This is a genomic window from Sebaldella sp. S0638, from assembly GCF_024158605.1.
Classification (GTDB): Bacteria; Fusobacteriota; Fusobacteriia; order Fusobacteriales; family Leptotrichiaceae; genus Sebaldella.
Map to the genome: position 1 here is coordinate 89,439 of NZ_JAMZGM010000002.1, position 13,406 is coordinate 102,844.

Genomic DNA, 13,406 nt, shown 5'->3' on the forward strand with positions numbered 1-13,406 from the left:
GACCTCAATTTTAGTTTTTATAAATCCTTATGTACGGTATTTCTTCCCCCGTGAAGAACAGAATCGAAACAGACAGCCCTTTTTCATCAAAGTCTGACTGTTTCGCTTTCTGACATGCTATATAATTCTACCCCGAAACTGATCAAAATCAAATCGGTTTATTCCTAAAATATTACACTTTTTATTCCAGAACAAGATTACTATCTTCTTTGATTTCTTCCTCAAGCATAGCTGCCTTAGCCAGTTCCTTGTCCTCTTTGCTAGGCGGGAATATCAAGTTCGCAATTATAGAAACTATACATACACATGCTACTGTATCTTTAAATATAAAGTTTATAAAAGTCGGCAATTGTTCTGTTACTTTTGGATCTCCCCCAAGTCCAAGACCAATACCGAAAGTCACACCTAAAATTATAACATTTCTTTCACTAAATCCTGCTTTAGCTATCATTTTTATACCGTTTATCAGTATCATTGCGAAAACCGTAATAACTGCTCCTCCAAGAACGCTGCTTGGCATTGCATTAAATATTGCACCGATTTTCGGGAAAAGCGCTGCACCCATTAAAACAAACGCACCCATAGCTATACACCATTTGTTAACTACTTTAGTCATAGATACTATTCCTGCATTCTGCCCAAATGCCGTATTCGGCAGAGCATTAAACAATGTAGCAGTAGTAGACCCAAGAGCATCAGCGAGTATTCCCCCTGAAGTTTCTTCTCCTGTAGCTTCCCTGTTAAATCCTGCTATTGTGATACCAGAAGTATTACCTATTGTCTCAAGTCCTGAAACTATATATATAGCTGCAAAACTTAAAATAGCTTCCAAATGGAATTCGAATTTCCATGGCATTACTAATGGTACTGGAAGCGCAAGCCATCCTGCATCAGTAATATGGCTGAAATTTACTTTACCAAGCGGCATTGCCACCAGATAACCCACTACCAACCCTATTAATATCGCAGATATTTTCCACATTCCTTTTCCAAATCTCTGTAATGACATTATTACTGCGAATACTAAGAATCCTAAGAAAAGATTCTTTGGCGACCCGTAATCCTTTGATCCTACTCCCCCTGCGAAGTAATCTACTCCTACTTTTAACAGATGAATACCTATAGTTATTAATACAGCACCTACTACTAACGGCGGGAAGAATTTTTTAAGCGGTTTGTAGAAGAACCCCATTATTACTTCCACCAAACTTCCTAAAAGTGCTCCGCCCAGTACTCCTGCCAGTCCATACTGCAGTCCTACGTTTTTAGCTGTAGGTACGAATGCAAATGATGTTCCCATTACTATCGGCAGACCTGCCCCGATCTGAAACTTTCCGATTTTTATAGGATATAACTGAACAAATGTAGTTAATCCTGAAACAAACATCGCACACTGTATCATTCTCAAGCTTTGATCCTGAGGTAATTTCAATACCCCTATAAGGATTAATACCGGAGCCAGATTTCCTGTAAACATCGCAAGTACATGCTGCAATCCTAAAGGAAACGCCACTCCAAAACTTGGTCTACCGTCTAACTGATAGATTAATTCATGATCATTCTGATTTTTCTTACCCATAATATTTTCCCTCCAACAATAGTTTTTTATATAAAAAATATTTATAAATTAGTTTTTATTTTCGAACTTTTTACGTTCTTTTTCTTCATCAACTATTGTTGCTTTAGGTAAAATAATATTGAGCGTGAACGCTAATAGTGAAGAGATTACTACAGCCGAACTTCCGAATATTATTCTTATAGATTCGGGAAAGTGACTGAGAGATTCGGGTACCAGTGAAATACCCATACCTAATGCTAATGATAAACCGACTATTGTAACATTTCTGTTAGATAATTCATCCTGAATAATTAATCTTATTCCGGTCATTGTTATCATCCCAAAGACAGTTATTGTGGCTCCACCAAGAACAGACTGCGGAATTGTTGTCATTATTGCCCCGATTTTAGGTATAAATCCTGCAAGCAGAATTACTGCTGCTGCCAAACCTAAAATATAACGGCTGACTACCTTCGTCATTGCTACTATTCCCACGTTCTGACTGTATGTCGCTGTTGGAAGTCCGCCGAAAAACGAAGCTACTACACTGGATAAACCATTTCCCATAATTCCTCCTGCGAGTTCCTCATCTGTGGCTTCCCTTCCCATTCCTCCTACCGTAGTAGCAGAAATGTCACCTACTGCCTGTACAGAGTTTACTATATATATTATTGACATTGATATAATGGCATTGATCTGAAATTCCAGTCCGAAATGCATAGGTTTCGGAACAGAGAACCATCCCGCCTGACTTATACTGGTAAAATTAACCATTCCCAGCATAAATGCTGCCGCATATCCCACAACAATACCTATTAATATAGAGGCAAGCTTCACATAACCTTTACCAAACTGGTTACATATCAGCACTACCACTAAAGTCAAAACCGCTACTCCCCAGTGTTTCAGCGAACCAAATTCTTCTTTTGGAAGATTTGCCCCGCCGGCCATATATTTTATAGCTATGGTATATAATGAAAGTCCTATTGTAAGTACCACGCTTCCGGCTACTATCGGCGGAAAATACTTTCTGAGATATTTCAGAAACATCCCCACAAATATAGCTACTATCCCCCCTACTAACTGAGCTCCGAAAATGGCTTTTATTCCATACTGGGAACCAAGTGTAGTAAGTGTCGGAACATACGCAAAACTGACACCCATTATTACCGGCAGTTTAGCACCAAATTTCCATACCGGGTAAAGTTGGAGCAATGTTGCTATACCGGCTATAAAAAATGCACACTGTACCAGTAAAGTCTTATCACTTTTACTTAACTTACACACATTGGCAACTATTATTGCCGGTGTAATATTTCCCACTACCATAGCCAGCACATGCTGCAGTGATAACGGAAACGCTGCTTTAAATGACGGTTTCCCGTCTATGTCAAATACTGAATTACTTACTGTTTTACTCACGTTTCTCCTCCATTCTACTTCTTCTCAAAAAATCAATCATTTTTGATTTTCAAAAAATAATCAATTTTTCAAAGTGCCATAAACTTCCGGCGAATCCTTCCTCTCCTTGCTGTATTCGTAAAAAATAACAAGCTTGGCAAGAGTGCCGGAATCGCTGCAATATTTAATTGTGGAAGTCCGAAATAGAATGGATTTGAAATTATTTTCACTTGTCTGTTTATTAGTAAACTCTCTCTCTCAAATGGTAAATTCTCTTCTTTTGGACTTTTTCTAATCCTAAATGACTTAATTTTATTTATCTGAAAATTTCTTTCAACCTTAAGTCTTCCTCTTACTTCACCATCGCTCATATTTCTACACCTCTTTCACCGGCTTATATCCGGTTGATTTATTCGTGCCCTTTTTTTATTTCAATATACTGATAAAAGTATATTTGATTTAGCCTGGAAGTATGTTGTCTAAAGTTAATTTATATTGAATTCATAACTTTTATAACATTTTATTTATCATCTACTATTACTGTTCCTGTTAATCCTGCTATTCCGTCTTTTGCTTTTTCCAATGACGTAACAAGCGCTCTTCTTCCTGCTTTTGATGCAGCAAAACCTAGAGCAGCCTCTACTTTTGGAAGCATTGATCCCGGAGCAAAATGTCCTTCTTTTATATATTTTTTAGCATCATCTATTGATAATTTATCAAGCCACTGCTCATTTTCCTTACCATAGTTTATAGCTATTTTTTCTACTGCTGTCAGTATGATCAGATAATCTGCATCCATTAATTCAGCGAGCTTTGCTGATGCGAAATCTTTGTCAATAACTGCGAATTCCCCAAGAGTTCCTTTTCCTTCTACATATTTTATAGGAATTCCTCCTCCACCAACAGTTATAACTATTTGTGAATTATCAACAAGTGTTTTTATTGTTTTCTTCTGCACTATATCCACAGGCTTTGGAGAAGCAACTACTCTTCTGTATCCTCTTCCTGCATCTTCCATCATAGTGTATCCCTGTTTTTCAAGCTTTTCAGCCTCTTCTTTAGTATAGAATGCTCCTATTGGTTTATTAGGGCTTTTAAATGCAGGATCATCACCGTCTACTAATACTTCAGTAACTATAGTAGCTACTTCTTTATCAATATTTCTTCTTTTTAATTCATCTCTGATAAATCTCTGCAAATGGTAACCTATATATCCCTGACTCATTGCTACACATTCAGTTATCGGCATTTCAGCGAAGCTGGGAAGATTTTTTGTGGCAGAATCCATTGCCAGATTTATCATCCCTACCTGAGGACCATTACCATGGGCAAGTATTACTTCATGTCCTGCTTCAATCAGGTCAACTATAGGTACAGCTGTTTCCTTTACTGCATCTCTCTGTTCTTTAGCACTGTTTCCAAGTGCGTTTCCTCCTAATGCAACTACTATTCTATTTTTCATTATTTCCTCCAAAATTTTGAATTAAAATAAGACTGCCTTTTTTGTGATGTAAGATGTTGTGCAACTCTTTAGGCAGTCCTATGGATTTTATATAAAATGTGCGCTAACACCTAAATAATACTAAATATTCTTATTTTTCAAAAAATCTTGGTTTTTTACCTTCACTAAGAGCTTTTAATGTAGCCACAGGATCTTTTACTTTACTTAAGAACATCATAGCAGCTATGATATATGGTTTATATCCAGCTTCTTTATATAAAGGTACTCTGTATCTGTCGAATACTGATGCTTCTACTTCTCCTTCTTTGCAGCTTACTCCTGTAATATCTGCTGGTAAACAGTGCATGTAAAGAGCTTTTCCTTCTTTTGTTGTCTTCATTAACTCTTCAGTACACTCCCAATCTTTATGGTTAGCATTTTGAGCTAATAATTCTTTTTCTAAAACGTTGATTTCGTCGAATTTTCCTTCTCCGTAAAGATTAGTTCTTTTTTCCATAGCTGCAAATGGAGCCCAGCTCTTAGGATAAACTATATCTGCATCTTTAAACGCTTCAGCCATATTATTAGTTTTTGTGAAACTTCCTCCAGAAGATTGTGCATTCTTTTTAGCCACTTCTTCTACTTCAGGCATTACTTCGTATCCTTCTGGGTGAGCAAGTACTACTTCCATACCAAATCTGCTCATAAGACCTATGATCCCTTGAGGAACTGACAGAGGCTTTCCGTATGACGGAGAATATGCCCAAGTCATAGCGATTTTCTTTCCTTTTAAGTTTTCTACCCCGCCGAATTCATGGATAATATGTAACATATCAGCCATACTTTGAGTTGGGTGATCTATATCACACTGTAGATTTACTAAAGTTGGTCTTTGCTCTAACACACCGTCTTTGTGTCCTTCCTGAACAGCTTGTGATACTTCCTGCATGTAAGTATGTCCTTTTCCAATATACATATCATCTCTGATACCGATTATATCAGCCATGAAAGAGATCATATTTGCAGTTTCTCTTACTGTTTCCCCATGAGCAATCTGTGATTTTCCTTCATCAAGATCTTGTACTTCAAGTCCTAAAAGATTACAAGCACTTGCGAAACTAAATCTAGTTCTTGTAGAATTATCTCTGAATAATGAGATTCCTAATCCGCTGTCAAATACTTTTGTAGTAATGTTTTGCTCTCTTAAGTTACGTAAAGCGTCAGCTACTGCAAAAACTGAATTTAATTCGTCTGTTGACTTATCCCATGTTAAAAAGAAATCGTCATTCAGCATTCCTTTGTTATCTAATTTTTCCAATCTTGCGATTATTTCTTCAAATTGTTTCATTTTATCCATTATTAATTTTCTCCTTTTTTATTTTTATTTTATTATCTATCCAACTCTTCATAATCCTTTTTATTTATTATATAATCACCCTTTTATATAATACTGTATTACTTTGTATAAGTTGACGGAATTGCAGCGTACATAGCAGCACATACTACTAAGTCGTCTTTCCAAGTTTTTTCATTTGGAGCGTGAGCCTGAGCTTCTGCACCTGGTCCAAAACCAATACAAGGAATTCCGTTACGTCCCATGATAGAAACACCATTTGTAGAGAATGTCCACTTATCAGTTAACGGACGAGCTTTTCTCATAGCTTCTGTTTCTTGTGAACCTATACGAGTATCTCCGTAAAGTCCTTTGTAAGCTTCTTCTAAAGCTATTGTAACTTTGTGATCCTGAGGAATTACCCATGTAGGGAAATAGCACTCTATTGGATAAACAAGTCCTGTGAATGACGGACGAGAATATTCGTACATTGATACTTTTACGTCATTTCCGTATTTCTTAACATTTGGTAAGTTACGGATTTCGTCAAGACAGCTTTCCCATGTTTCACCGGCAGTCATACGACGGTCTAATGAAACTGCACAAGAATCTGCTACTGCACAACGGCTTGGTGAAGTAAAGAAGATTTCAGAAGTAGTAACTGTTCCACGTCCTAAAAACTGAGCTTCTTTCCATTGCGGATTATTTTTTTCATCAAGCATTTTTGCAAGACCTTTTATGTCTTTATCATCTGCTGCATTTTCGTTTAGGGCACGGATGTCCTGAAGAATGTCAGCCATTTTGTAGATAGCGTTATCTCCACGTTCTGGAGCAGAACCATGACAAGATACACCTTTAACATCTACACGAATTTCCATACGTCCACGTTGTCCTCTGTAGATACCACCATCAGTTGGTTCTGTAGAAACAACAAATTCAGGACGAATTTTGCTTTCTTTGATCATATATTCCCAGCATAGTCCGTCACAGTCTTCTTCTTGCACTGTTCCTGCTACTAATACTGTATATTTATCGCTTAGCATTCCTAAGTCTTTCATGATTTTAGCACCGTAAACAGCTGAAACTATTCCGCCAAGCTGATCAGAAGTTCCTCTTCCTCCGATACTTTCGTCATCTTCATATCCTTCATACGGATCAAACTTCCAGTTAGTTATTTCCCCTATACCAACTGTATCTATGTGTCCGTCAAAAGCTATTAAAGTTTTCCCTGTTCCCATGTACCCAAGTACATTTCCCATAGGATCAATTTCAGCTTTATCAAAACCTAATTTTTCCATTTCTTCTTTGATTCTTCTTGAGTGACCTTCTTCGTCAGCGCTTTCTCCGGGTATTCTTATAAGATCCCTAAGAAACTTAGTCATGTCAGCTCTGTACCCTTCTGCTTTTGCCTTAATTGCATCAAAATCCATTTTAATAACCTCCATATTATATTTAATTATTTATCTAAAATCAGATAGCCCGCTATCCATATTTTATTTACTGTTCTTATAAATCGATACTCGGTACGTCTCCGTCCCAAACTATAGACTTGTACTTATCAGGATCTGTATCTCCCTCTGTACTAAATAGTAATATTCTTGAATCCTTATTTAAATTCAGTTTTTCTCTTAATTCTTTATATCTTTCATCTTTCATAAGCAGTGCTACTACACCTAGTGTAACAGCTCCAGATTCACCTGATGTTACCTGCTGATCACCTTTCATAGGAGCTCCAAGCATTCTCATACCTTTCGCAGCTACATAATCAGGACATGATAAAAATGCACTTGCATAGTTCTTTAATATTTCAAAACCGATTATATTCGGTTCTCCGCAAGCAAGTCCTGCCATTATAGTCTGCATGTCTCCGCCTACGTTTACAGGTTTTCCGTCTCCCTGAACTGCTGATTCGTAATAGCAGTTAGCAAGATCAGGTTCTACTACTACAGTAACCGGAACATTATCTTTGAATACAGAAGCGAAGAAACCTTGTACTGCTGCTGCAAGCGATCCTACACCTGCCTGTATAAAGATATGAGTTGGTCTGTCTACACCGGATCTTTTCATCTGCTCCAATGCTTCAAGAGCCATAGTTCCGTAACCTTGCATTATCCACACAGGTATGTCTTCGTAACCTTCCCATGCAGTATCCTGTACAACCACTCCATTAGTAGCTTCGGCATTTTTAGCGGCAAGTCTTACGGCGTCATCATAGTTCATATCAGTGATACTTGCATCAGATCCTTCTGCCTTTATATTATCAAGTCTTATTTGTGATGACCCTTTAGGCATATATACTACTGATTTCTGCTTTAATCTGTTGGCAGTCCAAGCTACACCTCTACCGTGATTTCCGTCTGTTGCTGTGTAAAATGTTATATCACCCAATTGTTTTTTAGTTTCATCAGAAATAAGCTTATTATAATCTAACTCTGATATATCTTTTCCTAATTTTTCTGCCAGGTATTTCGCCATTGCAAATGACCCGCCTAACACTTTAAACGCATTCAGACCAAATCTGTACGACTCGTCTTTTACATAAATACCCCCGACTCCTAATTCTTTTGACAGATTTTTCAGGTCTGCAAGTGGAGTTTCCTCATATTGCGGAAAGCTTTGGTGGAAGTTTTTTACTTTTATTATTTCTTCCTCTCCTAATATTTTTATACTTTCCTCTTTGTTTGATTTAGGCATTGTATTCATACGCCATCTGATTTCTTCCATTGTCTCTGGTATTCCCCTCTCTAAAAGATATTTTTTTTATTAACTTTATATTTAAATCAGTATTTAAAAATACTAACAATAAAGTACTTATTTAGTACGTTAGATTGAGTATACACCGTGTATTTAACGGTATGCAATTACCATTGTTAATTTTTTATTTATCTTCATAAATAGTTATTATGAAGATAAATAATTTTTATATAATCTAGTACCTTTTCCTGTCTGCATACAGATACAGAAGTAAGGAGGCACAAGTATTCCGACTTTGTTATGATGTTTATTTTGAATTAGTGTTGGATAAAACTGTCTGTAACATGGTTATCTGAATAAAATTGATTTTTCCTGTTTCTCTATTACAGTTCCTATTATGTGTGACTTGATTTCGAGTTTGTTTAATTCTTCCAGCATCTTTTCGGCATCTTCACTGCTGCATGATACCAAAAGCCCGCCTGATGTCTGCGGATCAAATACAATATTTCTTAAGTATTCGGGAATATCGGTAAATTCATACTTTCCTTCCAGATACTCCATGTTATTGAACATACCGCCGGGAACTAATCCCTGATTCGAATACTCTTCCGCTTCTTTTATAAATGGAATTTTTTCTTTGTGCAGTTCTATTGTTACACCTGAAGAACTGGCCATCTCATATGAGTGCCCCATAAGTCCGAATCCTGTAACATCTGTACAGGCAGAAATATTATATTTTCTTATTATTTCCGAAGAATATTTATTTAAAGTCGTCATTGATTTAATAACAGCTTCTTTAGAATGGTCTGATGCCTTTCCGCCTTTCACTGCAGTGCTTACTATTCCTACACCGAGCGGTTTTGTCAGTATGAGAACTTCTCCTACTCTGGCACCATAATTTTTTAATACTTTGTCAGGAGAAATTATACCTGTTACCGCCATACCGTATTTAGGCTCTTCGTCCTCAATAGTATGGCCTCCTACTATAATTGCACCGGCCTCTTTTGCCTTATCCAGGCCTCCTCTTAAAATCTCCCCTAATACTGAAAGGTCAATACGATTTGGAAAACAGACTATATTCAGTGCTGTTACAGGATCTCCCCCCATTGCATAAACATCGCTCAAGGCGTTAGTCGCCGCTATTACACCAAATGTGTAGGGATCGTCAACTATAGGGGTAAAAAAATCTACTGTCTGAATTATTGCCATCTGATCATTTAATTTATACACTCCGGCATCATCCGAAGTTTCCATTCCTACAATTAAATTCTCATTGTGTACTTTAGGTAATTTTTCCAGCACTTCTGAAAGCTTCTTAGAAGAAAGCTTTGCTCCGCAGCCACATTTTCTTGCGTATTCCGTTAATTTTATTTCCAATTTTCACACCTCATTCTTTAAAGTTAAAATATATTATCTGCTGTACACTGGCAGAAATCCATGTTTTTTAGCTCTTTTAAACATAATGCTGTATTTTTTTAATATGAATGATCTTTATTTCATTGTACCCTAATTTTTTTATTTGTCAATATGTTTTTTGAATTTTTTTTCACTCATTTCACTATTTTTCATTTCATATTACGAAAAAATACTATAAAAGCCTTTATTTTTGGTATTTCTACAAGTGAACTAAAAAAAATAATTTTTGTATCCAATGAACTACATTTTATTCATTTTTCAAAATTTTATACAATTATTTGAAAAAATCAGATTTTTTATAAATCCGGTGATATATTGTTCATTTTTACAATATTGCTGTAATTTTCGGTATCTTATACCAATTTACTGCTGAAAGAAAGCAAAATCCTGTATTTCCAGTAATTCTTCAAAATAAAAAACTACTGTTGTTTAGCGCTGTAATTTATATAAAATCCTCCTTTCCTTATTCACTTCTTTCCCTTTAAATATAGCACGTATCTGCTCTTTAGTCAATTTACAGATTAAACATTGCAGTAATTTTTATTTAAAAAAATAAAAATAAATTTAATTTTCAATTTTTAATTTTCTTTGTATTCTCTTTGTTATTGATTCTTTTGCAGTTTCTTATATTTTTTTATAAAAATACAGAAGATTCTATATACAAATATATCTTTAAATATTAAAAAAAATAATGTATAATAGGTTCAGAGAAAGTGTTTTTCTTTCCGGAGGTGGGATTATGTTTGAATTATTAATAATTATTAGCGTTCTTATATGGTTTATTATTTTAATGATCGTAAAATTTCATGTCAGAAATAGAAATAAACCGACTATGCTGGAATTAGCCCTTATTTTTATGCTTACTATACCGTTAATCGGCTCATTCCTGATACTATGGTAACGTATTGCTATAAATCTGAAGAGACTGTTTAATATAGGATTTTTCGGGATAAATTTATCCGGAAAGTATATTTCAAACAGTCTCTTTTTTTCTTACAAAAGTATAGTAAGTTACTTTTTATCAATAGATTTGCGTATTTCAGAGAAAAGTGCTATTATATCATTATAATAAATTTTAATTTTTAAATAATTTTTTACACAAATATCAGGGGAGGTATTTATTATGAATGAATTTAAGGAAAAAGATTTACTTTTTCATTTTTTGGAAAGCATATATGAAAACAACACTGATAATTCCTCTATTGACAGAATAGAAAAAAAGCTTTTTGATAAACTTAATGCAGTAAAAAAGACAAAGCAGATAACCAGTCCTGATTTTGAGGTTATTACTGATCTTATTCATGAATTATGCGGTGAAATAAAGTATCGTTATTTTATTCACGGCACCCACGCCGGAAATGTTATTGACGAATTCTCCGACTAAATCATATTACTACCTTCTATTAACATAAATATAAAAGAAGTCTTTGTCTGACTTCTTTTTTTGATATATGATATTTTGAAAGCCGTTTTTTTTTAATTATTATGTATTTTCTCCCCTTTTAATCTTATATCTTCTTTGGATTCAATAACCACTGACTCTTCTTTTCCTTTCAAAACGAGATTTCTACCGTAAAGAAGCAGGTCTTCCAAAGCCTCTATCCCCATGATACCGTCAGAAACTGCAATATAGCTCTGCGTTCCCCTGTGTATTATTTTATCAGCTTCTTCTATAATATCCGGCGATTCCAGTTTACAGGATTTTCCTGATAATATACTTATTTCATTTTTATCAATTACCATATTAAAATCCCCTTCATTTATATGAAAGTTTCTTTTGGTATGATCGCTGAATCTTCCGCTTCCTGTATTATTCACACTCCAGTTTACACGAACGAATTTCTCTTCTTCATTCGGAAAAAAGACATCTACTATGTCACCGATTTCTGGAGTACAAAAAAGACCAGTGTTAGTGGTACTGTAAAAAACACTGTACGGAATGGTAAATCTCTCAAAACCATAGTCTTCATAGCTCTTCCCCAGCTTTGCAAGGCCCTGCGAAAATAATACATGCATAACGGCTATATTATCCTTTTCAAAGACTTTTTCCACTTTTCCTTCTATTACACATCCTCTGATATTTATATTTTTTATTCTTTTCAATTTATAATTATCAGGAACCAGTTCGTATTCACCAAGAAAAACGGAATGTCTGAGTTCTGTTTTCCCGCTTTTTATTATAAATTCATTCTCGCCTTCCAGGGTTTTTATACTTACACTTTCTCCTATATTAAAAACCTGTGTCGAATAAATTTTGTAACTCATCTGTTCATCTTCTCTTATCATCTCATAATCTGTATATTTCATATCTTCGTTTTTAACAATTGTAGCATTAACAAAACCAAATGTAAGTGTCCCCCCATATGTGGACAGTATGCCCAATCCCAGATGTGAAGCTATCCGCACAAGAAACTCCCAGTCAGTCTCCCCGAACTGCACTATCAGATTACCTATAGCAGTCTCCGCCTCATCTGCGAATAATATATCTATTTTTTCATTTTTATATTCTTTTCCTATTTCACTGACAACTTGTCTGAATGTCAATCTGACATCCTGAAAAACTCTGTATTTTTCCTCCCTGTCCATTTTTTCACTTTTCGAATATGCTTCTGCCTCGAATCTTCTGCCTTTGCTGCCGTAGTTTATATATCTCGATCTTTTTATAAAGCCGCTGAAAACTATCACTTTCTCTGTTTTTTTATTTTCATTGCTTTTATTCAGACAGATTTCTATTTTACAGTCTTTTATCTGATTTAGTTCTTTGTACACACTTTCATCTTCTTCTGCTAGTTCTACGCCTAATTTTAGAATTTTATGCTTATTTATATCGCCGTATATAAAAAAATCCCTGATCATACTGCCCTTCATTTCATTTTCATTCAGTATAACGGTCATATCTCCCTTTTCGTATCTCTCAAAATCCATCTCAACCCCCTACTCAATTTTTATTTTATCTCCATTGTAATATTTCTGTTTCAGCTCAAGAATAAATTCACCGTTTCCCTTTTCAATATCAAATTCCTGCTCAAAATTCCTTACATACATATTTTCAAACAGCAAATCCATTGTTTTATCATTACCCAGATTTATCTCCATTATCACATCTTTATACTCATTGTCGCTTTTATAATCAAGAGCCCACTTTGTAAGTCCGGTGATATTTCTTTTATTATGTTCATAAAAATTACCCGGGTCAAATTTTTTAATATCCTGAAATACATTATCATTCAAAAGTTTTAACTTCTCCTGATACGGCTTTTTTATTCCGGCTGTACTGCTCTCGGAGTTGTTATTTCTATACTCTTCCAGCACAGAATTTATCTCCGTAAAAGAGTCTTCTCCATCTGATTCTTTCAATCCCGAAAGCATTTTACCCCTTATTCTCACCACTACCTCGCTGTCTGTATTTGCAAAGTTCCTGTACTCAGCTGTTCTTGTTCTGTATTTCACTGAAATTATTTCATCAGAAGTTAGTATCATTCCATCCTGATTATTTTCGTCACTTTTATTATTGAATATACTGATTTTAAAATTCATTTTTTCACCCCGATATTTTAAAAATT

At 35.1% G+C, this 13,406-nt stretch carries 12 protein-coding genes; 2 read left to right on the plus strand and 10 right to left on the minus strand.

Annotation, left to right across the window (positions count from 1 at the left end):
- Positions 1 to 181: 181 nt before the first annotated feature.
- The 8 genes from NK213_RS01380 to selD form a co-directional block, all read right to left on the minus strand.
- Positions 182 to 1,579 (minus strand): uracil-xanthine permease family protein, encoded by a 1,398-nt coding sequence (locus NK213_RS01380; protein WP_253346148.1) that lies wholly within the window; start codon positions 1,577 to 1,579, stop codon positions 182 to 184.
- 48 nt (positions 1,580 to 1,627) lie between these two features.
- The gene (locus tag NK213_RS01385) at positions 1,628 to 2,980 is read right to left on the minus strand and encodes a solute carrier family 23 protein (protein WP_253346149.1); all 1,353 of its coding nucleotides are present in this window, start codon (positions 2,978 to 2,980) and stop codon (positions 1,628 to 1,630) included.
- A gap of 68 nt (positions 2,981 to 3,048) precedes the next feature.
- A complete protein-coding gene (locus tag NK213_RS01390; RefSeq protein ID WP_253346150.1) occupies positions 3,049 to 3,330 on the minus strand; it encodes a hypothetical protein in 282 nt (93 codons plus the stop codon).
- Between the two features lie 149 nt (positions 3,331 to 3,479).
- Positions 3,480 to 4,421, minus strand: a complete 942-nt coding sequence (arcC, locus tag NK213_RS01395) for a carbamate kinase (RefSeq protein WP_253346151.1) — start codon at positions 4,419 to 4,421, stop codon at positions 3,480 to 3,482.
- A 130-nt stretch (positions 4,422 to 4,551) separates the two neighbouring features.
- Complete coding sequence (ygeW, locus tag NK213_RS01400) at positions 4,552 to 5,757, minus strand: knotted carbamoyltransferase YgeW (protein ID WP_253346152.1); 1,206 nt, start codon at positions 5,755 to 5,757, stop codon at positions 4,552 to 4,554.
- Between the two features lie 98 nt (positions 5,758 to 5,855).
- Positions 5,856 to 7,163, minus strand: coding sequence for a YgeY family selenium metabolism-linked hydrolase (locus NK213_RS01405; RefSeq protein WP_253346153.1), 1,308 nt, complete (start codon positions 7,161 to 7,163; stop codon positions 5,856 to 5,858).
- A gap of 76 nt (positions 7,164 to 7,239) precedes the next feature.
- Complete coding sequence (gene dpaL / locus NK213_RS01410; protein ID WP_253346154.1) at positions 7,240 to 8,457, minus strand: diaminopropionate ammonia-lyase; 1,218 nt, start codon at positions 8,455 to 8,457, stop codon at positions 7,240 to 7,242.
- A 318-nt stretch (positions 8,458 to 8,775) separates the two neighbouring features.
- Positions 8,776 to 9,804 carry a selenide, water dikinase SelD gene (selD, locus tag NK213_RS01415; RefSeq protein ID WP_253346155.1) on the minus strand — a complete coding sequence of 343 codons (1,029 nt, stop codon included), beginning with the start codon at positions 9,802 to 9,804 and terminating at the stop codon, positions 8,776 to 8,778.
- 778 nt (positions 9,805 to 10,582) lie between these two features.
- Here selD and NK213_RS01420 point away from each other — a divergent pair.
- Positions 10,583 to 10,744, plus strand: coding sequence for a hypothetical protein (locus tag NK213_RS01420; protein WP_253346156.1), 162 nt, complete (start codon positions 10,583 to 10,585; stop codon positions 10,742 to 10,744).
- A 222-nt stretch (positions 10,745 to 10,966) separates the two neighbouring features.
- A complete protein-coding gene (locus tag NK213_RS01425) occupies positions 10,967 to 11,227 on the plus strand; it encodes a hypothetical protein (RefSeq protein ID WP_253346157.1) in 261 nt (86 codons plus the stop codon).
- 92 nt (positions 11,228 to 11,319) lie between these two features.
- Here the strand turns inward: NK213_RS01425 and NK213_RS01430 are convergent, their stop codons facing one another.
- Together NK213_RS01430 and NK213_RS01435 are read right to left on the minus strand one after the other, a co-directional pair.
- Positions 11,320 to 12,768, minus strand: a complete 1,449-nt coding sequence (locus NK213_RS01430) for a contractile injection system protein, VgrG/Pvc8 family (protein WP_253346158.1) — start codon at positions 12,766 to 12,768, stop codon at positions 11,320 to 11,322.
- A gap of 9 nt (positions 12,769 to 12,777) precedes the next feature.
- A complete protein-coding gene (locus tag NK213_RS01435) occupies positions 12,778 to 13,380 on the minus strand; it encodes a hypothetical protein (protein ID WP_253346159.1) in 603 nt (200 codons plus the stop codon).
- Positions 13,381 to 13,406 lie beyond the last annotated feature (26 nt).